Raw genomic sequence first — 25,601 nt, 5'->3', positions numbered from 1 at the left:
CCTGCGCCCGAACTGCCTTACGAACGGTCCGCGCTCGGGCTGCTTGTGATGCCGGGCATACCGTTCATGTCCGGCACCCCGTTACTTTCAGCCGCGCCCCTCCATGCGGCGCGCTACTCGCGATAACGCCAGGCTGGCGGCCAGATACAACAGCGCCACCGCCAGGTAGACCTCGACGTGATACGGCCTCCAGTCGGTGCCCGCAACCACCGCCTTGGCCGCGCCCAGCACGTCAAACACGCCAATGATGCTGACCAGCGACGTATCCTTGACCGCGCCCACAAAGACGCCGAGCGCGGCAGGCGCGGCGATGCGGCGGGCCTGCGGCCAGATCACGCACGCATAGGCCTGTGCGGGGCGCATGCCCAATGCGCGCGCGGCCATCATCTGCCCGGGCGGGATCGCCTGCAGTGCGCCGCGCAGTACCTCGGCCAGCACACACGCGGTATGCAGGGTCAGCGCCGCCAGCGCCATGCTGAACTTGGACACACCGCCGCCCAGCAGCATGGGCAGCACAAAGGACGCGAACAGCAACTGGGTCACCAGCGGCACACCGCGCACCGCTTCGATCAGACCGGCCGCGGCCAATGAACCGGCAGGGCTGCCGGACCGGCGAAGCAGGGCGAGCGCAAAGGCAAGCGGCACGGCCGCGACCAGCGCCGCGATCGCCAGGACCAACGTGACGAGCAGTCCGCCCCAGCGTTGGGGACCGATGAAATCGCCGCCCCACGGCCAGCCGGTCAGCGCGGCCGCGGCAATGCCAAACAGCACAGCCAACAGGGCAATGCGCAAACGCGCCGGCGCGCGGCGTGCGCCCAGGGCGACGGCAATGGCGGCCAGAAGCGCCACGCACGCCACCAGCGCGGGCCCCCGGTGCGCTTCGGACATGGTGCCGTACAACAACAGCGGCAGGTTTTCGCCCACGGCGGCCCAGCAGGCGCCCGCCGCATTCGCGCAGGTCATCGGGTCGCCCGACCACACGGCGCGCAGCACGGCCCAATCCAGCAGCGACCAGGCCACGGCGGCCAGCAGCAATGTCAGGACGGCCGACACCGCTTTACCGCGCAGGGTCCTGGACTTGCCGTCGGCGCCATTCCAGAACGCGCGGTCACCGAGCCGCGCGCCGTGCGTATCGCCGGGGCCGTGCCGCGTGTTGCGCGCATTCCAGGCGGACAGCCCGCCGCCCAGGCAGAGCGCCAGCGTCAGGTAAATGGCCACCGCAAGCGTAATGCCTTCCAGCGCCAAGCCGGTTTGCGTGATGGCCGTGTTGATGACGGCCATCAGTTCCTGGTAGCCGATGGCGATGGCGAGCGTGCTGTTCTTGATAAGCGCGAGGCATTGGTTGGCGTAGGGCGGCAGCGCGACGCGCGTGGCGTAGGGCGTGATCACCAGCCGCAGCACCTTGAGCGGCGTCAGGCCCATGGCCCGGCCGGCTTCGACCAGCCCCACGGGCACGGCACGGACCGCGCCGCGCACGATGTCGGCGATGTAGGCGGCGTGAAAGACCACGAGGCCGATGGTCAAGGCGGCGAACTCGATGCTGGGCTGCCAGCCGCCCTGCAAACCGAGCCCGCGCTTGACGGGCAGGTCGATCTGCATGGACGGCAATAGCGTCCACGCGATCCCGGCGGCGGCTAACACCGCAGTTAAGGCGGCAGCGAGTGCGGGGGCCTGCGCGGGGGCCTGCGCCGAACCGGACCAGCGGCGGCGGGCGCGCCAGCCCAGCGCCAGCGCGGCCATCACCACGCCCGCATAGGGCAGCCAGCCATGCAGGGCGGGCAGGGCCAGGCCGCGATTGGACAGCAGCACCGACGGCAGCGGCGACCAGGCCTGGCGCAGGTCGGGCAGTCGAAGCAGCAATCCATACCAGACGAATAGCTGCAACAGCACGGGGGTATTGCGCAACGGGGCGATGACAAGGGCGGCCACGCGCGATGCCAGCGGGTTGGACGACAACCCCAGGAATCCCAGGCCCACGCCCAGGATGGTCGCCAGCGGAATCGCGACGACGGCGACGGTCAGCGTATTGACCAGTCCTGCCGCGAGGGACATCCAATAGGGATCTTCTGGCGTGACATTGAGCAGGCTTTCGGAAATGCGGAAGCCCGCCGGCTGAAAGAGGAAGCCGAATCCGCCCTGGATTCCGCGCGCTGCCTGCACCGATTCGATGTGCAGCACCAGCATGGCGGCCATGCCGCCCAATCCCAGGATCCACGCCAGCGCAGGCAACCAGCGGCGCCATGTGGCAGTCAATGGGAAGGGGAGCGTGGTGGCGGTCATGGCGGGACGTGCGGCAACAGTCAATAAGCAAGAAGGGCGGACCCGGTGGCCCGCCCACGAATCATCAGGAAACGCGCATCAAGAAACGCGCATCAAGAAATGCGCATCAAGAAATGCGCATCAACCGATACGCATCAAGCGATACGTACCAACAGACACGCATCAATCAATACGCATCACTGAAACGGCGGCGAATACAGCAAACCGCCCTTGTTCCATTGCGCATTCAAGCCGCGTTCCAGCTTGAGCGGCGTGGCGGCGCCCAGGTTGCGGTCCCACACCTCGCCGTAGTTGCCCACCGCCTTGATCGCCTGTTTGGCCCAGGTTTCGTCCAGGCCGAAGCTCTTTCCGATGCCGGGATCCACGCCAAGCAGGCGGCGCACTTGCGCGTCGGTGCTTTGGGCCTGGCTGTCGGCGTTCTTGGCGGTGATGCCCAGCTCTTCGGCGGCAACCAGCGCGTTGACCGTCCAGCGCACGATGGCGGCCCAGTTCGGGTCGTCCTGGCGCACGAAGGGACCAAGCGGCGACTTGTTGATGCGCTCGGGCAGGATGACGAAGTCGTCCGGCTTGCTGGCGCGGGCGGCGCGGCTGGCGGCCAGGGTGGACGCATCCGACAGGTAGACGTCGCAGCGTCCGGCGTAGAAAGCCTGTTCAAGTTCGACCAGGTTCTCGATGACCACCGGGCGATAGCTGAGCTTGTTCTTCTTGAAGTAGTCCACCAGGTTCTGTTCATTCACGGTGCCGGGCTGCACGCAGACCTGCGCGCCTTCCAGTTCGGTGGCGCTCTTGACGCCCAGCTTGCGGGGCACCAGGAAGCCTTGGCCGTCGTAGAACACGATGCCGGCGGATGCAATGCCCAGCCCGGCGTCGCGGCCCGAGGTGATGGTGGTGTTGCGGTTCAGCACGTCGATCTCGCCGGACTGCAGAGCCGGAAAGCGTTGCTGCGAGCTCAGCGGCACGAAGCGGGTCTTGTCCGGATCGCCCAGCACGGCGGCGGCCAGCGCGCGGCACAGGTCGGCGTCAAGGCCGGTCCAGCGGCCTTGCTTATCGGCAATCGACAAGCCTGCCGAGCCTTGGCTGACGCCGCACACCAGCTCGCCGCGCTTCTTGATGGTGTCCACCGTGCCGGCCTGTGAGGCACCGGCAAGCGTCATCGCGGCGGCCACGCCCGCGGCCTTGAATAGATGAATCAAACGCATGCTGTTCCCATGATTGTTGTGTGCAAGAGAGGCACGAATTCTATGGGCGGGGTGCGGTTTGCCGAGCGACTTAATACTCATATCAATATGAAAACTTAGCCTTATCCAGATGCGCGTCATATACCTAGAATGCCCGCATGCCAGATGGTCTGGCGGAGCAGGTTGCGCATGACTTGGCAGGACGAATTCAGACAGTTGTTTCCCATCACGCGCGACAAGGCATACGCCAACATCGCGTACACCAGCCCTTTGTCGCCGCGCGTGTCGGCCGCGGTGGCGGACTTCTTCGACGGCATCACGCATGCCCGCAGCGACAAGCCGCAATGGCTGCGCGATGCCGACGCCTTGCGCGTGCGGCTGGCCCGCCTGATCGGCGGCGACGCGCACCGGCTGGCGTTCACCAAGAACACCACCGAAGGGTTGAACACGGTCGCGCAGGGACTGGCCTGGAAAGAAGGCGACAACCTCATCGTCGACGATCAGGAGCATCCGTCCAACGCCTTGCCGTGGCTGAATCTGCGGCGGCGCGGCGTGCAGGTGCGCGTGGCGCAGGCGCGCGCGCATCGCTTCTCGGTAGATGATCTCTGGCAGCACGTGGACGCCCGCACGCGATTGATCGCCGTGTCGTGGGTGCAGTACGGCACGGGGCTGCGCACCGACATCCGGGAACTGGGACGCCGCTGCGCGGAGCGCGGCATCTGGCTGGTTGTTGACGGCATCCAGGGCGCGGGCCTGCTGCGCGCGCAGGTGGATGACTGGCACGTCGATGCCTTCGCGTGCGGCGCGCACAAGGGCATGCTGGGTCCGCTGGGCGTGGGGCTGCTGCACGTGTCGCCACGGCTGCTCGATGCGCTGGACCCGTTCTACATCGGCCCGTCTGGTGTGACCACGCTGGACAAGTCCGGCCTGCAATGGCAGACGGCGGTATCGGACGCGAGCGATGCGCGCCGGCTGGAAACCGGCAACCTGAACTATCCCGGCATCGCCGGTTGGGCGGGCGCGCTGGACCTGATCGAACAGGCCGGGCCCGAGCGCATCGAGCCCTGGGTGCTTGAGCTGTCGCAGGCGCTGAGCGAGGGACTGCGCAGCCTTGGCGCGCAGGTCGTGTTGCCGCCGGGCGACGACGTGCGCAGCACCACGACGGCGTTGCGCGTGGCCGACCCCGCGGCCGCGCTGGCGCATTTGACGCAGGCCGGTGTCGTGGCAAGCGTCGTGGAGTATGGTTACGTGCGCCTGTCCGTGGGCGCCTACAACAACCATGAAGACATCGAACGCATTCTGCGTGCCGCGCGCGCGTTTGCGGCCTGATTTTCAATAACGCATTACCGGAGAGACTGATGACTGAAGCGAAGAAGCCCAACTGGCGTCTGGAAACCGTGGCCGTCCACGGCGGCTACCGCCCCGATCCCACCACGCGCGCGGTGGCGGTGCCCATCTACCAGACGGTGGCGTACGCGTTCGATGACACGCAGCACGGCGCGGACCTCTTCGACCTGAAGGTCGCGGGCAACATCTACACCCGCATCATGAACCCGACCACCGACGTGCTGGAGCAGCGCGTGGCGGCCCTGGAAGGCGGCATTGCCGCGCTGGCGCTGGCCTCGGGCCAGTCCGCCGTCACCTACGCGATCCTGACCATCGCCGAAGCGGGCGACAACATCATTTCGTCCAGCACGCTGTACGGCGGCACGTACAACCTGTTCGCGCACACGCTGCCGCAGTACGGCATCACCACGCGCTTTGCCGACCCGTCCGATCTGGCTGCCTTCGAGGCGCAGATCGACGACCGCACCAAGGCGATCTTCGCGGAATCGGTCGGCAATCCGCTGGGCAACATCACCGACATCGCCGCGCTGGCCGAGCTGGCGCATCGCCACGGCCTGCCGCTGATCGTCGACAACACCGTGCCGTCGCCGTACCTGTTGCGTCCCATCGAGCACGGCGCCGACATCGTGGTGCAGTCGCTGACCAAGTATCTGGGCGGGCACGGCACCAGCCTGGGCGGCGCCATCATCGACTCGGGCAAGTTCCCGTGGGCCGAGCACAAGGAACGCTTCAAGCGCCTGAACGAGCCGGACGTCAGCTACCACGGCGTGGTCTACACGGAAGCCTTCGGCCCGGCCGCGTACATTGGCCGCGCCCGCGTGGTGCCGCTGCGCAACACCGGCGCGGCGATCTCGCCGTTCAATTCTTTCCAGATCCTGCAAGGCATCGAGACGCTGGCGCTGCGCGTGGACCGCATCGTGGAGAACGCGGTCAAGATCGCCAGCTACCTGCGCGAGCACCCGAAGGTGGAATGGGTGAATTACGCGGGGCTGCCGAATCATCCGGACCATGCGCTGGCCAAGAAGTACCTGGGCGGCAAGGTGCCGGGCCTGTTTACGTTTGGCGTGAAGGGCGGCCGCGACGCCGGCGCGCGCTTCCAGGATGCGCTGCAGCTGTTCACGCGCCTGGTCAACATCGGCGACTCCAAGTCGTTGGCCACGCACCCGGCATCCACCACGCACCGCCAGCTCAATGCCGAGGAACTGAAGAAGGCCGGCGTGCGCGAGGAAACCGTGCGCCTGTCCATCGGCATCGAGCACATCGACGATCTGATCGCCGATCTGGAACAAGCGCTGGAACCGGTGTAAGTGCCCGGCGGGACTCCCGCAGCGGGCTGGAAGCCGGTCAGACCGATGCGGGACGGCGCCGCCGCAAGGCGGACGGCGCCATGCCTTCCGTGCGCTGAAATACCCGGCTGAACGCGGCCTGGGATTGATACCCCACGCGTTCGGCGGCCTCCTGGATGCCCATGCCCTGATCCAGGAGCCGCCGCGCCACGCGCATGCGCAGCAGCTGCAATAGCTGCGCCGGCGTTGTCCCGCTTTGCAACGTGAAGCGGCGGTGGAAGGTGGCCTTGGACATATGAACGCGGTCCGCCATGTCCTGCATGCTCCAGGGCGCGGCGGGCTCGGCCAGGATGGCCTGCAGCAGCCCGGCCATGGCCGGATCGCGCGCCAGCACGAAAAGACCATGCGCCTGGCGGTCTTGAATGGCCAGGTGGCGCAGCATGAAGAAGATCAGCAGATCCGTCAGGCGTTCCAGCACGACGGGCGAAGCGGACGGCGCGCGCGTGGTCTCGTCCAGGATCAGATCGAACACGCCGCGCGCGGCACGAAAGCGTTCGTCGTCCGCGCGCAGCAGCAGATAGTCGGGCAGGGTGTCGGCCAGCAGGTCGGCCAGCCCAGGGCGAAACTGGAAGAACCCGCAGGCAAGGCCCGTGCCATCGGGCTGACGGGGCGACAGCGGCTGCATCGGGCCGCATGCGGCGCGGGCGGCGGACGGTTGCAGCGGCGTCAGCACGTGGGCGATGTCGCGCAGGAAGAAGATGCCGTCGCCAGCGGACAGCGTGTGCGATTCCTGACCAGATGCGATGTCCGCGCGGCAGCTGCCGTGCAGGATCAGGTGAAAGCTCGCGCGGGCGCGCCCGCTGGTGCTGGCCGTCCAGTTGCCGCAATACTGGCCCAGGTGATAAAGACTGGACTGCACCTCCAGGCTGGACAGCAGCACGGCGTCCACGGCGGCTTGATCGGTGAGGGTGGAATCTAGGGTCAAGGTGCGATTCGGTTATATGCGCATAGCTGAAAGTCGATAAGATCGAGCATCAAGTTGCGATCCTCGTGCATTGTCGCTTGCGGGCGGCTGCACGCAAAATGGTGTTTTCTTTCGATAGCCCAACGGAGAACTTCATGGCCCGTCTTACCGTGCACACGGCGCAGAGCGCACCCGAACCCACCCGCCCGGCCTTGGCCGCGGCCGAGCAGGGCGCGGGATATCTGTCCAACCTGCTGGGCGTGCTGGCCAGCGCGCCCGCCGCGCTCGAGGCCTATCAGACGCTGTCGCAGATCAATGCGCGCGCCGGGCTGACGCTGCAGGAGCGCGAGGTCGTGCAACTGGTGGCCGGCACGCTGCACGGCTGCACCTTCTGCGTGGCCGGCCACACCGCACTGGCGCGCAACAAGGCCAAGCTGTCTCCCGAAGTCGTGGATGCGCTGCGCGCGCAGGGCACGCTGCCGGATGCGCGCTTGCAGGCGCTGGCGGCATTCACGCAGGCCGTGATCCGCACGCGCGGCCGGGTCGACGACGCAGAACTCAAGGCCTTGCGCGATGCGGGCTACACGGAGGGCAATGCGCTCGAGGTGATCCTGGGCGTGGGCCTGGCCACGATCTGCAACTTTGCCAACAACCTGGCGCAGACCCCCTTGAACGAACAGCTCAGCGAATACGCCTGGAGCGGCGCGCAATGACGGCGCAGACCGCAACCCGGCTTGACGCCACCGAGCCGGCCGGCGGCGCGATCCTGCCGCCGGACCTGCGGGATTGGCTCGCGCAGCATGCCGAGGCGCTGGACGAGGGCAGCCTGGACGCCGCCACGGTGTTGCCGCGGCTGGCGTCGGCGGGCCTGTTCCGCATTGGCGTGCCCGAGTCGAGGGGAGGCCTGGCCGGCACCGATATCGGCGATGCGATCGAAGCGGTGTCGCAGGTGGCCGAACTGTCGGTCGCCAGCGCGTTTGTCGCGTGGGGGCAGCGCGTCTTCATCGAATATCTCTTGACCAGCCCCAACACGGCGCTTGCCGAGCGCTGGCTGCCGGCGTTGCTTGCCGGCGAGGTGGCGGGAGCGACGGCGCTGTCGAACGCGATGAAGTTCCTGAGCGGCATCGAGTCGCTGCAGATTTCGGCGCAGGGCGATGACGCGCAATGGACGCTGGACGGCCGCATGCCCTGGGTAACGAACCTGCGGCCGCAGGGCTTTCTGGTTGCGGCGGCGGTCACGGCGCCCGACGGCACCCCCGCGGTCGTCGCACTGCCGCACGATATCGCCGGACTGGAGCGCAGCGCGGACCTGTCGCTGCTGGCCCTGCAGTCCAGCAACACCGCCGCGCTGGACGTGCGCAGCGTGCGCATCGGTCCCGAATGGCTGATCCATGCCGACGCGCGGCAGTATCTGCCGGGCGCGCGTCCGGCGTTCGCAGGCCTGCAGTGCGGTTTGTCGATCGGTCTGGCGCGGCGCGCGTTGCAGGCGGCCGGTCAGGCGGGGCAGGGCCAGGCGTCGCGCGGCATCCTGGGTCAACCCTTGCAGGCGCTCTCCGCGCAACTGGAAGACCTGACCGCCAGCCTTATTGCCGGCGTGCGCAGCCAGCGTTTCGTGACAGAGCCGTGGGCCTTGTTCGAGATTCGCATCGCGCTGGCCGAAGCCGCCAACGCGGCGGTGCAGCTTGAGCTGCAAGCCAGCGGCGGCGCGGCCTATCTGAAGCCCGGCGGCGCCGGCTTTGCCCGGCGCTGGCGCGAAGCGGCGTTCCTGCCCATCGTGACGCCGAGCCTGGTGCAATTGAAGACCGAACTGGCCAAGCGCCAGGCCCGGCTTGCCGCGCAGGCCGCCTCATGACGGCGGCGCCGCTGCCGGTGCTGCAGGCCCGGAATCTGGCCCTGCGCTATCCCGGCGCGGACGACGCCGTTTTTGATGGCGTTGATCTGGACCTGGCGCGCGGCGAAGTGGTGGCCGTGCTGGGCGCCAGCGGCGCCGGCAAATCCAGCCTGTTGCGGGTCCTGGCTGGCCTGCAGCCCGCCACGGCCGGCACGCTGCTGATGGAAGGCGCGCCCCTCACGGGCGTGCATCCGCGCGTGGCGGTGGCGTTTCAGGATCCGAGCTTGTTGCCCTGGCTGTCGCTGGAGCGCAATGTCGCCTTCGGGCTGGACTTCAAGCATCAGCCGGCGCTGACGGATGCGCAGCGCCGCGCCCGCGTGGCGCAGGCCATCGACGAAGTCGGACTGGCGCACGCGCGCCATCTGCGGCCGGCCCAGTTGTCGGGCGGCATGGCGCAGCGCACGGCGCTAGCGCGGTGCCTGGCGCGCCAACCGTCGGTGCTGCTGCTGGACGAACCCTTTGGCGCGCTGGACGAGGTCACGCGCGGCGAAATGCAGGAGCTGCTGCGCAAAGTAGTGGCCGACTTCCAGACGGCGGCCGTCCTGATCACCCATGACATCGACGAAGCGCTGCTGCTGGCCGACCGCATCGTGCTGCTGGGCGGCGCGCCCGGCCGCATCCTGGGCGTGTGGCAGGTGGACCTGCCGCAACCGCGCGCCGACCTGCTGCCGGAAATGGGCGCGCTGCGCCTGGAGATCCTTACCCGCTTGCGCGCCGCGCTGCGGGCCACGCGCGGCGCTGCCGTGCTTGCCTGACGAATCACGATCAACTCTGACCAACCCCGCTAGGAGCTTTCTGATGTGCCTTGAACACATGTCGCGTCGCGACTGGTTGAAACTCTCGGCCCTGCTGACCGCAGGCGGCGCCGCTTCCCTGCTGTCGGCCTTCAATGCGCGGGCGCAATCCGAGCCCGACGCGCCCGTGCGCATCGGCTATCTGCCCATCACCGACGCCGCGCCGCTGCTGGTGGCGCATAACAATGGCCTCTTCGACAAGGCGGGCGTCAAGGCCGAAAAGCCCGTGCTGCTGCGCAGTTGGGCGCAGGTGATCGAAGCCTTCATCTCGGGTCAGGTAAACGTGGTGCATCTGCTGTCGCCGATGACGGTGTGGGCGCGGTTTGGCAGCAAGGTGCCCGCCAAGGTGGTGGCCTGGAACCACGTCGGCGGCTCCGGTCTGACCGTCGCGCCCGCCGTCAACAACGTGAAAGACCTGGGCGGCAAGACGGTGGCGATTCCGTTCTGGTATTCCATCCACAACGTCATGCTGCAGTACCTGCTGCGCGAGAACGGCCTGACGCCGGTGGCGCGCAAGGACGGGGCGCCGGCCGCCAATGAAGTGAACCTGATCGTCATGGCGCCCGCGGACATGCCGCCCGCCCTGGCGCAGCAGCGCATTGCGGGCTACATCGTGGCCGAGCCGTTCAACGCGGCGGCTGAAACCCTGGGCGTGGGCAAGGTGCTGCGCTTTACGGGCGACATCTGGCGCAACCATGCCTGCTGCGTCGTCTTCATGCACGAGCGCGACCTGACGCAGCGGCCGGAATGGTCGCAGAAGGTGGTGGACGCCATCGTGCAGGCGCAGCTCTGGATCCGCGACAATCGGGCCGAGACGGCGCGGCTGCTGTCCAAGGAGGGCATCAACCGCTACACCCCGCATACGCTGCCGGCGCTGTCCAAGGTGCTGGCGCCGCCGCCCGAGGATCGCGAGCAGTACCTGGCCAGCGGCGCCATCCGGCACGCCGATTGGGATGAACGCCGCATCGACTTCCAGCCGTATCCGTTTCCCAGCTACACCGAGGAACTGGTGCGGCGGCTGCGCGACACGCTGATCGAGGCGGACCGCGGATTCCTGGCCGACCTGGATCCGGCGAGCGCGGCGGCCGAGTTGGTGGACGATCGCTATGTCCGGCGGGCAATCGAATCGGCCGGCGGCCTGTCGCGCTTCGGCTTTCCCGATGCCTACAGCCGGACCGAGATGGTGCAGGCGTGACGGGACGCGAGTCGGTGGCGCAGGCGCCGCACGAAACGCATGCCCCGCCGCAAGCCGAGCGGCGGTCCGCGGCGCCTTCCCGGCCCAAGACGGCCGCGGGCCTTGGCGTGGGCGCGCGCTACGCGCTCGGCCTGGGCGGGTTGGGCCTGCTGCTGGTGCTGTGGTGGCTGGGCACGGAGGTCCTGGCGCCGGCGGGCGGCATGGCGCGGCGCTTTGCGCCCGGACCCACCTTCGTCAGCCTGGGCGAATTGCTCACCAGCTCGGATCTGCCGCACCACATCCTGGTCAGCCTGCGGCGGATCGCGGTGGGATTGGGGCTGGCCTTGGCGATCGGCGTGCCGCTGGGCCTGGCGATCGGCAGTTGGCGCCGGCTGGAAGCCGCCGCATCGCCCGCCATGCAATTTCTGCGCATGATCTCGCCGCTGTCGTGGATGCCGATCGCGGTCATGGTGTTCGGGGTGGGCGACGATCCCGTCTACTTCCTGCTCGCGTTTGCGGCGGTCTGGCCGATCGTCCTGAATACGGCGGCTGGCGTGCAGCAGCTTGATCCGCGCTGGCTGCAACTGGCGCAAAGCGTGGCCGCGACCCGCTGGGAGACCCTGCGCAGTGTCATCCTGCCCGGCGTGATGGGCCATATCCTGACCGGCGTGCGGCTGGCGATCGGCATCCTGTGGATCGTCCTGGTCCCGTGCGAGATGCTGGGCGTGTCGGCCGGCATGGGGTATTTCATTCTGGACACGCGCGACCGGCTGGCCTATTCGGAACTGATGGCGATGGTGCTGATGATCGGCGTGCTGGGCTTTTTGCTGGATGCCGGCGCCCGGGCGTTGTACCGGTACTGGCGGGGGCAGTAGCGATCTGGGCTACCCGCTACTTGCGCGCGCTCTTGCCGTTTGCGGCGCACACCAGGTCCCGCAGTCGCCGCTGCACCGGGTCGCGCGTGACGGGCGCATTGCGGATACCCGCCACCGGGATGGATTCCACGATCGCCCCGGTGGCGTCGTTGCCCGTGTGGTGCAGGACCTCGGTGACGGTATAGGTATCGGCGGTGCAGTTCAGTGTGATGGGCTGAGTCACCGAGCCATAGGGTTGGCCGTTGGCCTCGGAAATACGGGGCTGGGCGTAGAACCAGGCCACCGTCACGGCCCGCACCGCCGGGCTTTCGGACACGGTGCGGATGGATTTGCTGTCGTAGAACACGCCCGGCATCGTCTGCGGGTCGACCGGCACCCAGGCTGGATCGTTGGCGGCGGCGCCATGCGCCAGCGTGCCGGCGCTCGCCGCGACAAACAGGGCCAGGGCGAGGAGGGCAGAAGGAGGCCTTGCGGTCATGGGCGATTCCGTGGTGTCGGGGCAGGGGCGCGCGTCCGGTAAGACGTGAGCGTGCGTTACGCCAGTATAGAGAACCCGGCGCAACGCGCTATAGTTCTGTCCGTTCGATAAATGTGGCTGGCGGCGTGGGGGGCTGGCATTATGCCCAGGATGCCTGGACCCAAGACCATCAGACTCGTGGCCGCCGGCCTGGCGGTCCTCTCGGCCGCCGTGCTGGCGCGGGGCATCTATCAGATCATCCCAATGGGCGATCCGCTGCCGCGCAGCGAGGTCATCGGCGAACTCAACGGCCCGGCACTGGCGTCGTACTCGCGCGTTGCCATCCAGCGTTACGGCGAACGCCAATTGCTGACCGGCCAGCTTCTGGTCACCGCCAAGGACATTGACGGCCTGGCGCAGGCGCCCGTGCTCGACACGCAGATCCCGGCCTTGAAAGATCGGCTGCAGAAGCAGCGCATCCAGCTCGCGCAGACGGGCGCCATCACCGCCATGGCGCATGGCCACGGCGATCTGGCCCTGACCATGCTGCAGACTGGCCGGTCCACCTCAGATGCCCGCAACCTCATTTATGGCGGACGGGGCACCGGCGTGTTCGAACTGCTGGCCTCCGTCAGCGGCGATACCGGCGTCACCCTGATCGGCGCGCCCGGGGGCGAGCCGCTGTATCTGATCACCAGCACCCTGCGCAGTCCGGGCGAAGGCGACCAGCCCGCTGCCTGGGATGCGCTGCGCTCCGACGACCTGGGCGTTACCTGGACCTACGATCCCGACGTGACGCTCGGCGTACCGCAGCTTCACACTGCCTTTCTCACCGACCGGTTGGCAATTGCGCTGGAAAACCACGAGACCGGCGTGCGCCTGCTGCATAGCTGCGACGGCGCCAGGCGGTGGTCGGCGACGCGGCTGAAAGAGCAGGTGTGGCCCGATTCGGCGGCGTTTGAGCGCAAGTTTGCCGAGACGGCGGAGCGGGACCGCAAGGCTTATGGCCCGGAGCAGCTTGGCTATGGCTGGTCGCTCTACCCGCTGGACGACACGCGCGCGGTGGGCTGGAGCTGGCGCACTCGCGTGCGGCCCGAAGGCCAGGACGCGCCCGAACTGATCGAGACGCGTCGCTTCGAGGTGCAATTCCAGGAAGGGGCGTCGCCGGCGTTCCGCATCACGCCGGACGTCGCCCGGGTGCCTGCGCAGGACGCCCACGCGCTCCTGACGCGCGATCAACCCGTCTTCGAAACCGAAGGCGACACCATCTATCAGCTGGATAAGACCGGCATGTCCTGGGTGAAGCGATCGCGCTCGCCCGATGTGCGCGGCGCCAGGTCGTGGATCGGGCAGGCGTGGTTCGGCCGCAACGCGTGGGTCATCAAGACCTACGCCGAACAGCTTTTCGCGGGCGACGAGTACACAAAGACCTACTTCTACAGCCGCGACAAGGGCAGGTCCTGGCGGCCGTTCCAGTTGTCGCACGAGCAGGAGCGCGGACTGCTGGGCCTGGACCAGACCGGCGACGCCTTGCTGTCGCTTGCCGAACGCAGCGGCAAGACCGTCATTCAGCGGTATCCGCTGGATTGAGCCCGCGTTTGCGACAGGCCCCCGTCTTGGCGATCAGCCGTCCGTCAGTCAGACGCTGATTCGCGGCTTGTGCGCGGTTCCTACGCGACTCGCGCCAGGCTAATCGGCCACCACGTAATCGGGATAACGCTTGCAGATTTCAGCCACCTGGCTGAGCGTGCCGGACAGGTGCTCGCGCAGCACCTGCTGCGCCCGGGCCGGATCCTGTGCGGCGATGGCATCCAGCAGCCGTTGATGGTCGTCCAGAATGCGTTCCGCCTTGCCGGCTTCGGGCAGATGCAGCCGGCGTAACCGGTCCAGGTGGCCGCTGTAGCGCTGCGCCATCTCCCACAGGCTGGCCACACCCGCGGCTTCGTGCATGTCGCGGTGAAACGCCTGATCCGCGTTGATGAACTGCTGGTACTCGCCGCTGGCGTGGGCGGCGCGCTGCAAGTCGATGGACGATTGCAGGCGCTGGAGCAACAGCGGATCGGGCCGCTGCGCCAGCAGATGGACGATCTCCAGTTCGAGCGAGCGGCGCAGGAAATGCGCCTGCCGCGCGGCGGCAATGTCGACCCGGCTGACCACCGTGGTGTGCTGCGGATAGATTTCGACCAGGGCTTCCTCGGCCAGCCGCATGAGCGCGTCGCGGATGGGCGTCTGGCTCAGGCCGTAGCACTCGGCCAGGGTGACGCGCGACAGCGGCGCGCCGGGCACGAGTTCCAGCGAGATGATCTGGCGTCGCAGGTGTTCAAAAACCTGGGGGGCCGCGTGGCGGGAGCGATCCAGTCTGAGCTTCTGGCTTTGCATCGAGTAAACAGGTCGAGGTTCCGCGCAGGGGCGGGCGGATAACGAATGCCGCAGTGTAGCGGGTTTCCACCTAGCTGACGCACTAATGTATTAGTGTTCAAATGCTTTGACTCTCACTCCGCATCCCCTCGTATCCCATGAAACGCACCTACGAAAGCTTGCGCAGCGCTGCCTGGATGGCCAAGGACGATCTGCGCTCCTTTGGCCACCGTTCCCGCATGATGCAGATGGGCTACGGCCCCGACGATTGGGCGGGGCGCCCCGTCATTGCCATCATCAACACCTGGTCCGACCTGAACCCCTGTCATAGCCACTTCAAGCAGCGCGTCGAAGACGTAAAGCGCGGCGTGTTCCAGGCGGGCGGCTTTCCGGTGGAACTGCCCGCGATTTCGGTGTCGGAATCCTTCGTCAAGCCGACCACCATGCTGTACCGCAACTTCCTGGCCATGGAGACCGAGGAACTGCTGCGCAGCCACCCGGTGGATGGCGCCGTCCTGATGGGCGGCTGCGACAAGACCACGCCGGGACTCATCATGGGCGCCATCAGCGCCGGCCTGCCGTGCGTCTACGTGCCGGCTGGCCCCATGCTGCGCGGCAACTGGAAGGGCAAGATCCTGGGTTCCGGGTCGGACGCCTGGAAGCTCTGGGACGAACGCCGCGCCGGCAAGATCACGCAGGAGCAATGGACCGAAGTGGAAGGCGGCATCGCCCGCAGCTACGGCACCTGCATGACGATGGGCACGGCCAGCACCATGACCGCCATTGCCGAGGCCATAGGCATGACGCTGCCCGGCGCCTCGTCCATTCCGGCGGCGGACGTCAACCACATGCGCATGTCGGCCGAGTGCGGCCGGCGTGTGGTCGAGATGGTCTGGGACGACCTGACGCCCCAGCGCATCCTGAGCGTGGCGTCGTTCAAGAACGCCATCAACGTCGCCATGGCGATGGGCTGTTCCACCAACGCCATCATCCACCTGGTCGCCATGTCGCGCCGGGCGGGCTGCGCCGTGGGCCTGGACGACTTCGACGCGGCCAGCCGCAAGGTGCCCGTCATCGCCAACATCCGGCCCAGCGGCGACACCTACCTGATGGAAGACTTCTTTTACGCGGGCGGCTTGCCGGCGCTGATGTCGCGCCTGCAGGATGCCCACCTGGACCTGTCGGCCATGACGGTCACCGGCAAGACGCTGGGCGAGAACATCGCCGGCGCCGAGGTCTACAACGACGACGTGATCCGCAAGCTGGACGAGGCGATCTACGACGAGGGCGCGCTGGCCGTGCTGCGCGGCAACATCGCGCCCGACGGCTGCGTCATCAAGCCCAGCGCGTGCGCGCCGCAATACCTGCGCCACACCGGCCCCGCGCTGGTCTTTGACGACTATCCCAGCATGAAGGCGGCCGTCGAGGACGAGAACCTGGATGTCACCGCCGACCACATCATGATCCTGCGCAATGCCGGCCCGCAGGGCGGTCCGGGTATGCCGGAGTGGGGGATGCTGCCGATCCCGACCAAACTGGTCAAGCAGGGCGTGCGCGACATGCTGCGCCTGTCCGATGCGCGCATGAGCGGCACCAGCTACGGCGCCTGCATCCTGCACGTGGCGCCTGAAAGCTACATCGGCGGCCCGCTGGCGCTGGTCAGGACCGGCGACACGATCACCGTGGACGTGCCCGCCCGCACCATCAATCTGAACATCAGCGACGAGGAACTGGCCGCACGCCGCGCGGCCTGGACGCCGCCGCCCAAGCGCTACGAGCGCGGCTACGGCTGGATGTATTCCAAGCACATCCTGCAGGCGAATGACGGCTGCGACCTCGATTTCCTGGAAACGGAGTTTGGCGCGCCCGTGCCTGAACCCTCCATCTTCTGATTCCCGTCCTTTTTAGATCCCCGATCAAATACCCGGAGCCATCGTGTCCCAAATGAATCCCGAAACCCGCGCCCGGCTGGCCGGCGTCAGCACCGCCACCCTGTGCACGGCGCTCTTCAAGCGCGGCCTGCGCAACCAGTTCATCCAGGACGTGCGCCCGCTGAACGCCAACCTGCCCAACATGGTCGGCCCGGCCTTCACGCTGCGCTACATCCCCGCGCGCGAGGACCTGAACACGATCAAGGTGTTTGAAGATCGTGCGCACCCGCAGCGCGCCGCGGTCGAGACCTGCCCGGAAGGCGCGGTCTTCGTCATCGACAGCCGCAAGGATGCGCGCGCCGCGTCCGCAGGCTCCATCCTGGTCACCCGCCTGATGAAGCGCGGCGTGGCAGGCGTGGTGACCGACGGGGGCTTTCGCGATTCGCCGGAAATTGCCGAGATGGGCTTTCCCGCCTATCACCAGCGTCCGTCCGCGCCCACCAACCTGACGCTGCACCAGGCGCTGGACATCAACGCGCCCATCGGCTGCGGCGACGTGGCCGTGTGGCCGGGCGATATCGTCGTGGGCGACCGCGAAGGCGTGGTCGTCATTCCGGCCCATCTGGCCGACGAGATCGCCCTTGAAGCCGTCGAAATGACCGCTTTCGAAGACTTCGTGACCAGCCAGGTGCAAGGCGGCGCGTCCATCCTGGGCCTGTACCCGCCGACCGATCCGGGCACGAAGGACAAATTCGCCGCCTGGCGCAAAGAACAGGGCCGCTGAGCCTTGCCGCCGGCACGACCGGCACCCCACACATACCTATAAAACAAGGCAGGAGACAAATCATGAACACGCAACGACGTGGCGCGCTTGCCGCGCTTCTGGCCGGTGCGGTCTTCGGGACGCTGGCGTTGCCCGCCAGCGCCGCCGACTGGCCCACGCAAAAGCCCATTTCCTATGTGGTGCCGTTCACCGTGGGCGGCTCGACCGACGTAGTGGGGCGGGTGCTGGCCCAGAAGCTGGGCGACCGCCTGAAACAGAACGTCGTCGTCGAAAACAAGCCGGGCGCCGCCGGCGGCATCGGCGCGACTTACGTCGCCAAGGCGCCGCCCGATGGCTACACCTTGTTCGGCGGCACGATCAGCACCCATGCCATCAACGCCAGCCTGTACAAGAACCTGAAGTACGACCCGGTGAAGGACTTCGAGCCGGTGTCGCTGATTGCCTTCCTGCCCAATGTGCTGCTGGTGGATCCGAATCTGGGCGTGAACTCGGTGGCCGACCTGATCGCGCTGCTCAAGCGCGACCCGACCAAGCGCACGTTCGCGTCCTCGGGGGCGGGCACCTCGACGCACCTGGCCGGTGAGCTGTTCGCCGGCATGATCGGCGTGCCGCTCACGCACGTGCCGTACAAGGGCACGCCGCCCGCCATGGTGGACGTCTCGTCCGGCGCGGTGACGTTCATGTTCGACCAGATGACCGCGGCGCTGCCGCTGCTGCAGACCGGCAAGCTCAAGCTGCTGGCCGTTACCACCAAGGACCGCATCGCGCTCGCTCCGGAGGTGCCGACCATGCAGGAGGCGGGTGTGCCGGGCTTCCAGATGGCGTCCTGGCAAGCGGTGTACGCGCCCAAGGGCACGCCCAAACCCATCCTGGACAAGCTGGCCGCCGAGATCGCCCTGATCCTGAAAGAGCCCGACGTGCAGGAAAAACTGGGCAAGACGATGGGCATGGAACTGGTCGGCAGCACGCCGGATGAGCTTCGGGAGCTGATGGCGACCGAGATTCCGCGCTGGGCGGAAGTCGTGAAGAAGTCGGGCGCGTCGGTCGAGTAAGACGACGTTTGCCGAAGGCGCGCCGGGGGGTAGGCGGTGCGCCTTCGGCGCCTGGATCATGTATCACCCGCGTGGGATACGCAGCTAGTGCGGGCGGGGCCGCGCAGCGCTAAGCTTATGAGTCGACGGTGTTCAAGGAGTAGCACCATGACCGACATCGACAAGGCCTTCACCGGTTCGATTCCGAAGCTTTACGACACCCTGATGGTCCCTATGATCTTCGCGCCCTATGCGGCGGGCATGGCGGCGCGGGTCGCAGGGTTTTCGCCGCGCGCGGTGCTGGAAACGGCGGCGGGCAGCGGCGCGGTCACACGGGCGCTGGCGCCGCGGCTGGGTGCCGGGACGCGCTATGTGGCGACCGATCTCAATCAGCCCATGCTTGATTACGCAGCCGCCCGCCAGCCCGAGGGCGGCCGTATCGAATGGCGGCAGGCGGATGCCATGCACCTGCCGTTTGAAGACGAAATCTTTGACGTCGTGTGCTGCCAGTTCGGCGCGATGTTTTTTCCTGATCGCATCGGCGCCTATGCCGAGGCGCGCCGGGTCCTGCAGCCCGGCGGGCGCTTTGTCTTCAGCGTCTGGGACAGCGTTGAAGAGAATGAATTTGCCGGCGTTGTCGAGCAGGCCGTCGCCGAGATGTTTCCGGGGGACCCACCGGTCTTCATTTCCCGCACGCCGCATGGCTACCACGACAAGGTGCGTATCCAGGATGACTTGCGCCGGGCAGGCTTCGAAGACGTCCAGATCGAAACGCACGAGGAAGTGAGCCGCGCGCAGTCCGCCCAGGAAGCGGCAACCGCCTATTGCCAGGGCACGCCGCTGCGCAACGAAATCGAAGCGCGCGACGTCAGCCTGCTGGTGCCCGCCACGGAGCGGGCGGCGCAGGCCCTGGCCAATCGCTATGGGGCCGGCGCGATCACAGGAAAGATCCAGGCGCACCTGGTCATCGCGACTAAGTAGCGCAAGCCGAACTCCTAGTTGGCGGGGGCGCGTGCGCGTTTGACCAGGTCCAGAATGATCCGGAACAGTTCGTCGCGCGCGGCTTGCTGGGTGATGTCGCCTGCGACAGCGGCCTGCGACAGCGCGTCGGCCGCGCCCAGCATGCCCCACAGACCTGCCAGGGAAACGCCTTGCGGGCCGGCGAACGGCGCGAGGATGTCCTGGCATTTCCTGATGAACGCGTGCTGATACTGCGTCTTTACCGCTGCCAGTTCCGGGGAGCCGTTCAACGCCGCGAGCACGCCGGGGATTTCACGCCCTTGCGCCGACACGCATTCCACGTACCGGGTCGCGATGACATCTGCCTTGGCTTGCAGTGTGGCTTTGCTGGCAGCAATGGCGTCGTCGATGATCGCGGTCTGGCGCTGGTCGAAATCCTGGTATAGCGCCGCCAGCAGCCCGTTGCGTGTGCCGAAGTGGTCGTAGACGACGGGCTTGGAGACCCCGGCCTGCTCAGCTAGACGACCCAGCGTCAACGCGTCCGTGCCTTCGTCGCGGATCAGCGCCCAGGACACGTCGATGAGCTGGCGTTGCCGCGCGTCCTTGGACAATCGGCGGCGGGGGGAGGGGGCGGGTGGGGACGTCATCTGGGGTCTCTTTGAGGTCGGGCTCACGGCTGCGGGGCAAAGATCCGCTGGCCGATGGCCCGCGCGGCGGTCAGGTGCGCTTCGGGGTATCCGGCGTCGGACGCCACCAGCAGATCGGATGTTGCCACGCGCGCGCCGCAGTAGCCGAAGATACCGTGATCAATTTGCGTCTTCATCGCGCCGAAGTAGCCGTGCCGCGCATACGTGCGCATGTCGGCGCCGCCGCTGGCGACCAGATGCACCTGCAGCCGCTGCAAGCGTTTGACCACCTTGCCGTCGGGGATGGCGTCATAGGCCCAGCCATTGGTGAACACGCGGTCGATCCAGCCCTTCAACAAGGCGGGAAACGACCACCAGTGCACGGGATACACCAGCACCAGCGCGTCGGCCCGATCCAGGCGCGCGTGTTCGGCGGTCACGTCGGCGGGCGGGTTCGAGCGGGTCAGATGCAGGTCCACGTCGGCCTGGGTGAAGCGGGGGTCGAAGCCTTCGGCGGCCAGGTCCGCTACCTCGAATGTATGCAGCGGTCCGGTTTCCGGGACCTGCTGCGCGGCCTCATGTGCGTCCCCATCCGCGACCCCATGCGCGACATGTTGGGCGATGGCGTGTGTAAGGGATTTCGCGTCGGGATGAGCAACAACGATAAGCGCGTGCATGGCGATTTCCTTTGATTCAATGAATTAACCTACTAATCGTAGCCTACGAATAGTAGGTTAAGCCAGCAAAACCTGACGCCTCACGCGGGATTCGCCACGCCCGGCCGTTCACCGCCCGGGGATCGATACGGTTATCGTGTCGCCAGATCAGTCCCCATCGGAGGAACCATGACCTCGCGAACGGCATTGTTCGACCTGCGCTCGGAGCAGGGCGTGTTGCGGATATCCATCGCGGTCACGCTTTGCATTGCCGTCATCGGCATCGGCTTCGGCGTGGCCTCGGGATCGTTTTCCATCGTCTTTGACGGCGTCTATTCACTGGTCGACGCCAGCATGAGCGCGCTATCGCTGGTGGTCGTCCGCCTCATCACCTCGTACGCCACGTCCCGGCAACTGCCGCGCAAGCTGCGCGAGCGCTTCACGATGGGGTTCTGGCACCTGGAACCCATGGTGCTCGCGCTGAGCGGCATATTGCTCAGCGGCGTGGCGATCTACGCGCTCATCAATGCGATCAGCAGCCTGCTGAAAGGGGGGCGCGATCTGGAATTTGGCCTGGCGCTTGTCTATGCCGTGCTGACCCTCACGGCCTGCGTGGCGATCGCGCTGGCCGAGGCGCGCGCCAACCGCCGGATCCGGTCGGCATTCCTGCACATGGACCTGAAGGGCTGGATCATGTCGGCCAGCATTACGGCGGCGCTGCTGGTGGCGTTCTGTATCGGTTTTGGCGTGCAGGGCACGCGATGGGAATGGATTTCGCCCTACATCGACCCGGCCGTGCTGGCGGTGGTGTGCGCCGTGATCATCCCCTTGCCGCTGTCGGTCATCCGCCAGGCGTTGTCCGAGATGCTGCTGGTCACGCCTGCCGATCTGAAACAGCACGTGGACTCGGTGGCGCAGGCCTTCGTGCAGCGCCATGGCTTCGCGTCGTATCGCGCGTACGTCGCGAAGGTCGGCCGTTCGCAGGAAATCGAGTTGTATTTCATCGTGCCGGCCGAGACGCCGGCGCGGGGCATCGGGGCGTGGGACAGCCTGCGCGACGAGATCGGGGAGGCGCTTGGCGCCGACAGCCCCGATCGCTGGCTGACGGTGGTGTTCACCGGCGACCCGGAGTGGGCGGAATAGGGCCAGCGCCGGAGCCAGCGGCCGAGCGCCTATTCAAAGACACGCTGCCATCAGGAATACGGGCAGCGTTTCCCAGACCACCGCCACGGCCGACAACCAGCACAGCGCCGCGCAAAGCCAGGCATGAAACGGCGGCGAGCCCTGCGCGCGCACCCGCGCACGCTGGCGCCACGCGGCCAGCGCCATCCCGGCCAGCGCCGCCGCGCTGCCCGCGACGATGATCCATGACGACACCGGCAATCCCAACCAGAGGCCCGTCAGCGCCGACCGGGCGCACGCCAGCGCGTTGACGATGTAGATGAACAGAAAATGCGCCAGCCAGATCAGCGGGCCGGCGATGAGGTACAGCAGTTCGACCGAGAAGCGCGTCCTCATGGCTTATCCCGTCAGCCGCGGAAAGGCGTGCAGCAACGCCAGTGCGATCAGCCCTTGGGCCACGGTGTAATACATCATCGCCCGGGTGGTGTCGAACGCCGCGCGGCGCGTGGGACTGAGTCTGCCCGCCAGCGACCGCGCCACCATAAAGATGGCCATCACGACTGAAAGACCGCCAAACAGGGCCTGCAGGCCCGCGACGGCGTAAGTTGCTGCCGTGTAGGCGGTGGCTTGGGGGCGCAGGCCGGTTTGCCAGTGCGCGGTCAGGTCCAGCGCGGGCGCCGCGGCCAGCAACAGCGCCGCGCCGGCGACACATCCGCGCAGCGCCGCTTGCCGGTCCTGCGTCATCAGCCGCGACGCGGCCGCTGCAAGGCCCGCGCCAGCCACCAGCATGACTGCCGACAGCATCGGCAAGCCCGGCGAGGGCAGCGCGTTGGCGGCGGGCCAGGCCTGCGGATTCGTGGTCCACAGAAACAGGTAGCTGAACAGCAACGATCCGAAGATGCTGGCGCACACAATCAGCAGCATCACCATCGCCCACGACGCATGCGACGCGCTGCCCGAACACAGCATGGGCAGCCGCAGGCCGCCGCCGATGTCCACCGGCGGGTAGTCGGGGCCGGTGTCGGCATCCCACAGCCAGCGCCAGAGCGACACAACGGCCAGCACGCCAAACGCCGCCGCCAGCGCCATCAGCTTGAAGGTCAGCAGCAGAAAGAACCCGGCGGTACCCACGGCGGCAAGCAGCGGCGACCATGCGGGGCCGGGTAGCGGGAGCACATAGTCGGGGCGGGCGTCCAGCGCGCTGGTCACCAGCGTGGTACGCAAGCCGGCCGGCGCATTGGGCAGGTAATGCTGGCCGTCGTCCACCTGCTGTGCCAGGCCAGGCTGATCCCACAGCGGTTCGCGGCTGGTGACCGTGGGCACGCTGCGCAGTCCGTAGCTGCCGCTGGGCAGCCACTCCAGCGTGCCGGCGTCCCAGACATTGCCCGCATTGTTGTCGATGGTTGGCCGGAAGTTGCGCGCCAGATCGATCAGAAATATCAGCACCCCGGCGGCGATCAGGTAGGCGCCCACGGTCGACAGCAGGTTCAGCGGACCGAGCCCCTGGCTTTCGGCGTAGGTGTAGACGCGACGCGGCATGCCGGCCAGCCCCGTGAAGTGCATCGGAAAGAACGCGACGTTAAAGCCCACGAACATCAGCCAGAAGGCCCAACGGCCCAGCCGCTCGGACAGCCGCCGCGCGCTGATGAAGGGCGTCCAGTAGTAGAACGCCGCGAATAGCGGAAACACCATCCCGCCGAACAGCACGTAGTGCAGGTGCGCGACGACGAAGTAGGTGTCGTGCGCCTGCAGGTCGAACGGAATGACGGCCACCATCACGCCGGTCAGGCCGCCAATGACGAACACGAAGAAGAATCCCAGGATGAACAGCGTCGGCGTCCTGAGCGGGCGCAGCCGGACAGCGGCGGCAATGGTGGCGATCCAGGCGAATATCTGGATGGCGGTCGGCACCGACACCGCCATGCTCGCTGCCGACGCGAAGCTGAGCGACAACTGCGGAATGCCGGTCGCGAACATGTGGTGGACCCACAGGCCAAAGCTCAGGAATCCCGTGGACACGACCGCCAGCACCACCAGGCGATAGCCGACCAGCGGCGTGCCGGTCATCGCGGGAATCATCATCGACACCATGCCGGCGGCGGGCAGGAAGATGATGTAGACCTCGGGGTGGCCAAAGAACCAGAACAGGTGCTGCCACAGCAGCGGATCGCCGCCGCGCTCGGCAATGAAGAACGGCATGTCGAACGCGCGCTCCAGCTCCAGCAGCGCCGTGGCCACGATGACCGCGGGAAACGCGATGATCACCATCCCGCAGAACACCAGCATCACCCAGGCGAACACCGGGATCTTGTCCAGCGTCATGCCGGGCGCGCGCGTGCGCAGGATGCCGACGGCCAGCTCGATGGCGCCGGCAATTGCCGAGATCTCGATGAAACCGATGCCCAGCAGCCACAGATCGGCATTCACCGCGGGCGAGTATTTGGTGCTGGTCAGCGGCGGATACATGAACCAGCCGCCGTCGGGCGCCAGCCCCACGAAGATGCTGCAGAAGAACACCAGCCCGCCGATCGCATAGGCCCAATAGGCGTAGGCCGACAGCCGCGGAAACGGCAGGTCGCGCGCGCCCAGCATGTTGGGCAGCAGCAGCACGGCCACCGCCTCCACGGCCGGCACCGCGAACAGGAACATCATCACCGTGCCGTGCATGGTGAAGAGCTGGTTGTATAGCTCGTGGCCGATCAGGTTGCTGTCCGGCGCGGCCAGCTGGGTGCGCATCATCAGCCCCAGTACGCCGGCCAGGATGAAAAACAGCAGCGCGGTGCCGATGTACAGCAGGCCAATGGACGTGTTGTTGACCACCGTGAGCGCCCGCCATCCCGTGGGACGCTTCCAGGCGCGTTCGAGCTGCTCGAGTTCGCCTTCTGGCCGCGGCAGCGCATTGGGAAGCTCGGTCGAGGATGTCTGGCGCGTCACTTCAGGCTTTCCAGGTAACGGGCCACGGCGCGCAAGTCATCGCCAGGCCATTGGTCAAAGGACGGCATGCCATTGCCGGGTTTGATCTGCTGGCTGCCGGCGATCCAACCGCCCATCGCACCTACGTTGTTCGGCAATATGCCCGCCGCAAGGGACCGGCGGCTGCCCACATGGGTGAGGTCCGGCCCCAGTGTGCCGCGTGCCGCGGTGCCGCGTACCGTGTGGCATTGCGCGCAGGCCTGCGTGAATCGTTCGGCCGCTGGCTTGAGCTCGGGGTCGGGCGCGCGTGCCGGCTGGCGTTGTGCCTGCACCCAGGCGTCGAATGCTTGCGCGTCCACCGCTTGCACGTCGAACAGCATCTGCGCGTGTTGCGCGCCGCAATACTCGGCGCAATGGCCGCGAAACGTACCCGGCGTCCGTGCCAGCGCGCGCATCCGGTTCACGCGGCCGGGGATCATGTCGAGCTTGCCGCCCAGTTCGGGAATCCAGAAACTGTGGATCACGTTGTCGGACTTGAGCAGGAATTGCACCGGCTTGCCCGTGGGAATGCGGATCTCGTTGGCGGTCTCGAACAGCAAGTCGCCGGACGCATCCAGATAGCGCACGCGCCACCACCACAATTCGCCCGTGACTTCGATGCGCGCGGCGAACGATGCCTTGTCACGGGCCGCCGATGGGGAAGGGGTCAGCACGTAGATCAGCAGGGCGGTCAATGCCACGACGGGAAACGCGATGCCCGCGCCCACGATGAGCCCGGGCCGCGAAAGCCGCCGGCGCAGCGTCGCAGGACCGAACATCGCCAGCGCCAGCATCGCGGCCACTGCGGCGAAGATCGCCGCCGCGCCCACGTACAGCACCCCGCCGATCTCGGCGATCCGCGCGGCGTCCTCACCGCTGGGTTGAGCCGAGGCGGCAACGGGCAACGCGGCGGCGAGCACGATAGGTAGGATATTCGCCATGTTCTTGTAATGGATGATCCAGCGCGCGATGGCCGACCCGGCCAACGGGCTGCC

The 25,601-nt window shown here is 67.2% G+C and carries 23 protein-coding genes; 13 read left to right on the top strand and 10 right to left on the bottom strand.

All coding sequences use genetic code 11. The annotated features are described in order from the left end of the window. Window positions 1-87: 87 nt before the first annotated feature. A complete protein-coding gene (locus CLM73_RS15430; protein WP_105239172.1) occupies window positions 88-2,280 on the bottom strand; it encodes an ABC transporter permease subunit in 2,193 nt (730 codons plus the stop codon). Window positions 2,281-2,456: 176 nt separating this feature from the next. Continuing rightward, window positions 2,457-3,479 (bottom strand): amino acid ABC transporter substrate-binding protein, encoded by a 1,023-nt coding sequence (locus CLM73_RS15425; protein WP_105239171.1) that lies wholly within the window; start codon window positions 3,477-3,479, stop codon window positions 2,457-2,459. Between the two features lie 168 nt (window positions 3,480-3,647). On the opposite strand from CLM73_RS15425, the gene CLM73_RS15420 reads away from it, so the two are divergent. Then, window positions 3,648-4,787, top strand: coding sequence for an aminotransferase class V-fold PLP-dependent enzyme (locus CLM73_RS15420; RefSeq protein WP_105239170.1), 1,140 nt, complete (start codon window positions 3,648-3,650; stop codon window positions 4,785-4,787). A 29-nt stretch (window positions 4,788-4,816) separates the two neighbouring features. Continuing rightward, window positions 4,817-6,112, top strand: a complete 1,296-nt coding sequence (locus tag CLM73_RS15415; protein ID WP_105239169.1) for an O-acetylhomoserine aminocarboxypropyltransferase/cysteine synthase family protein — start codon at window positions 4,817-4,819, stop codon at window positions 6,110-6,112. Between the two features lie 37 nt (window positions 6,113-6,149). Here CLM73_RS15415 and CLM73_RS15410 read toward each other — a convergent pair whose 3' ends face one another. Then, a complete protein-coding gene (locus CLM73_RS15410; protein ID WP_105239168.1) occupies window positions 6,150-7,076 on the bottom strand; it encodes an AraC family transcriptional regulator in 927 nt (308 codons plus the stop codon). A 134-nt stretch (window positions 7,077-7,210) separates the two neighbouring features. Here CLM73_RS15410 and CLM73_RS15405 point away from each other — a divergent pair, with 134 nt between their 5' ends. The 5 genes from CLM73_RS15405 (at window position 7,211) to CLM73_RS15385 (ending at window position 11,789) form a co-directional block, all read left to right on the top strand. Further along, complete coding sequence (locus tag CLM73_RS15405; protein WP_105239167.1) at window positions 7,211-7,768, top strand: carboxymuconolactone decarboxylase family protein; 558 nt, start codon at window positions 7,211-7,213, stop codon at window positions 7,766-7,768. Then, the gene (locus CLM73_RS15400) at window positions 7,765-8,907 is read left to right on the top strand and encodes an acyl-CoA dehydrogenase family protein (RefSeq protein WP_105239166.1); all 1,143 of its coding nucleotides are present in this window, start codon (window positions 7,765-7,767) and stop codon (window positions 8,905-8,907) included. Before CLM73_RS15405 ends, CLM73_RS15400 begins: the two co-directional genes overlap by 4 nt. Further along, the gene (locus tag CLM73_RS15395) at window positions 8,904-9,701 is read left to right on the top strand and encodes an ABC transporter ATP-binding protein (protein ID WP_105239165.1); all 798 of its coding nucleotides are present in this window, start codon (window positions 8,904-8,906) and stop codon (window positions 9,699-9,701) included. The genes CLM73_RS15400 and CLM73_RS15395 overlap by 4 nt, the downstream gene beginning before the upstream one ends. A 43-nt stretch (window positions 9,702-9,744) precedes the next feature. Continuing rightward, window positions 9,745-10,935 carry an ABC transporter substrate-binding protein gene (locus CLM73_RS15390; protein WP_105239164.1) on the top strand — a complete coding sequence of 397 codons (1,191 nt, stop codon included), beginning with the start codon at window positions 9,745-9,747 and terminating at the stop codon, window positions 10,933-10,935. 107 nt (window positions 10,936-11,042) lie between these two features. Continuing rightward, window positions 11,043-11,789, top strand: coding sequence for an ABC transporter permease (locus tag CLM73_RS15385; protein ID WP_234015902.1), 747 nt, complete (start codon window positions 11,043-11,045; stop codon window positions 11,787-11,789). A 16-nt stretch (window positions 11,790-11,805) separates the two neighbouring features. Here CLM73_RS15385 and CLM73_RS15380 read toward each other — a convergent pair whose 3' ends face one another. Further along, entirely contained in the window at window positions 11,806-12,267 is a 462-nt protein-coding gene (locus CLM73_RS15380) for a surface-adhesin E family protein (RefSeq protein WP_199778149.1), read from the bottom strand. A 150-nt stretch (window positions 12,268-12,417) separates the two neighbouring features. On the opposite strand from CLM73_RS15380, the gene CLM73_RS15375 reads away from it, so the two are divergent. Continuing rightward, on the top strand, window positions 12,418-13,836 hold the full coding sequence (locus CLM73_RS15375; RefSeq protein ID WP_105239163.1) for a hypothetical protein: 1,419 nt from the start codon (window positions 12,418-12,420) through the stop codon (window positions 13,834-13,836). A gap of 99 nt (window positions 13,837-13,935) precedes the next feature. Here the strand turns inward: CLM73_RS15375 and CLM73_RS15370 are convergent, their stop codons facing one another. Then, window positions 13,936-14,625 carry a GntR family transcriptional regulator gene (locus CLM73_RS15370; protein ID WP_056561710.1) on the bottom strand — a complete coding sequence of 230 codons (690 nt, stop codon included), beginning with the start codon at window positions 14,623-14,625 and terminating at the stop codon, window positions 13,936-13,938. Between the two features lie 137 nt (window positions 14,626-14,762). Here CLM73_RS15370 and araD point away from each other — a divergent pair, with 137 nt between their 5' ends. From araD to CLM73_RS15350, 4 genes are all read left to right on the top strand, one after another. After that, window positions 14,763-16,496, top strand: coding sequence for an L-arabinonate dehydratase (gene araD, locus CLM73_RS15365; protein ID WP_105239162.1), 1,734 nt, complete (start codon window positions 14,763-14,765; stop codon window positions 16,494-16,496). Window positions 16,497-16,548: 52 nt separating this feature from the next. Continuing rightward, on the top strand, window positions 16,549-17,259 hold the full coding sequence (locus CLM73_RS15360) for a ribonuclease activity regulator RraA (protein ID WP_056561707.1): 711 nt from the start codon (window positions 16,549-16,551) through the stop codon (window positions 17,257-17,259). 62 nt (window positions 17,260-17,321) lie between these two features. Further along, window positions 17,322-18,311 carry a Bug family tripartite tricarboxylate transporter substrate binding protein gene (locus tag CLM73_RS15355; protein WP_105239161.1) on the top strand — a complete coding sequence of 330 codons (990 nt, stop codon included), beginning with the start codon at window positions 17,322-17,324 and terminating at the stop codon, window positions 18,309-18,311. Window positions 18,312-18,458: 147 nt separating this feature from the next. Then, a complete protein-coding gene (locus CLM73_RS15350) occupies window positions 18,459-19,271 on the top strand; it encodes a class I SAM-dependent methyltransferase (RefSeq protein ID WP_105239160.1) in 813 nt (270 codons plus the stop codon). A gap of 14 nt (window positions 19,272-19,285) precedes the next feature. Here the strand turns inward: CLM73_RS15350 and CLM73_RS15345 are convergent, their stop codons facing one another. Both CLM73_RS15345 and CLM73_RS15340 read right to left on the bottom strand, forming a co-directional pair. Continuing rightward, window positions 19,286-19,897: a TetR/AcrR family transcriptional regulator gene (locus CLM73_RS15345; protein ID WP_105239159.1), complete on the bottom strand. Its 612-nt coding sequence runs from the start codon at window positions 19,895-19,897 to the stop codon at window positions 19,286-19,288. A 23-nt stretch (window positions 19,898-19,920) separates the two neighbouring features. Beyond that, a complete protein-coding gene (locus CLM73_RS15340) occupies window positions 19,921-20,553 on the bottom strand; it encodes an NAD(P)H-dependent oxidoreductase (RefSeq protein WP_105239158.1) in 633 nt (210 codons plus the stop codon). Window positions 20,554-20,721: 168 nt separating this feature from the next. Between CLM73_RS15340 and CLM73_RS15335 the strand changes: the two genes are divergently transcribed. Beyond that, entirely contained in the window at window positions 20,722-21,675 is a 954-nt protein-coding gene (locus tag CLM73_RS15335) for a cation diffusion facilitator family transporter (RefSeq protein WP_105239157.1), read from the top strand. Window positions 21,676-21,708: 33 nt separating this feature from the next. Here CLM73_RS15335 and CLM73_RS15330 read toward each other — a convergent pair whose 3' ends face one another. Genes CLM73_RS15330 through CLM73_RS15320 form a run of 3 tightly spaced genes read right to left on the bottom strand, consistent with a single transcriptional unit; the run spans window position 21,709 to window position 25,547 of the window. Next, window positions 21,709-22,050: a hypothetical protein gene (locus tag CLM73_RS15330; RefSeq protein ID WP_105239156.1), complete on the bottom strand. Its 342-nt coding sequence runs from the start codon at window positions 22,048-22,050 to the stop codon at window positions 21,709-21,711. A 3-nt stretch (window positions 22,051-22,053) separates the two neighbouring features. Beyond that, complete coding sequence (locus CLM73_RS15325; RefSeq protein ID WP_105239155.1) at window positions 22,054-24,588, bottom strand: cbb3-type cytochrome c oxidase subunit I; 2,535 nt, start codon at window positions 24,586-24,588, stop codon at window positions 22,054-22,056. Continuing rightward, window positions 24,585-25,547, bottom strand: a complete 963-nt coding sequence (locus CLM73_RS15320) for a cytochrome c oxidase subunit II (RefSeq protein ID WP_105241550.1) — start codon at window positions 25,545-25,547, stop codon at window positions 24,585-24,587. Before CLM73_RS15320 ends, CLM73_RS15325 begins: the two co-directional genes overlap by 4 nt. Window positions 25,548-25,601 lie beyond the last annotated feature (54 nt).

It is taken from the genome of Achromobacter spanius (assembly GCF_002966795.1).
GTDB lineage: Bacteria > Pseudomonadota > Gammaproteobacteria > Burkholderiales > Burkholderiaceae_B > Achromobacter > Achromobacter spanius_D.
The sequence above is the reverse complement of the archived record's forward strand: the minus strand, read 5'-3'. Positions and strand labels throughout refer to the sequence as shown.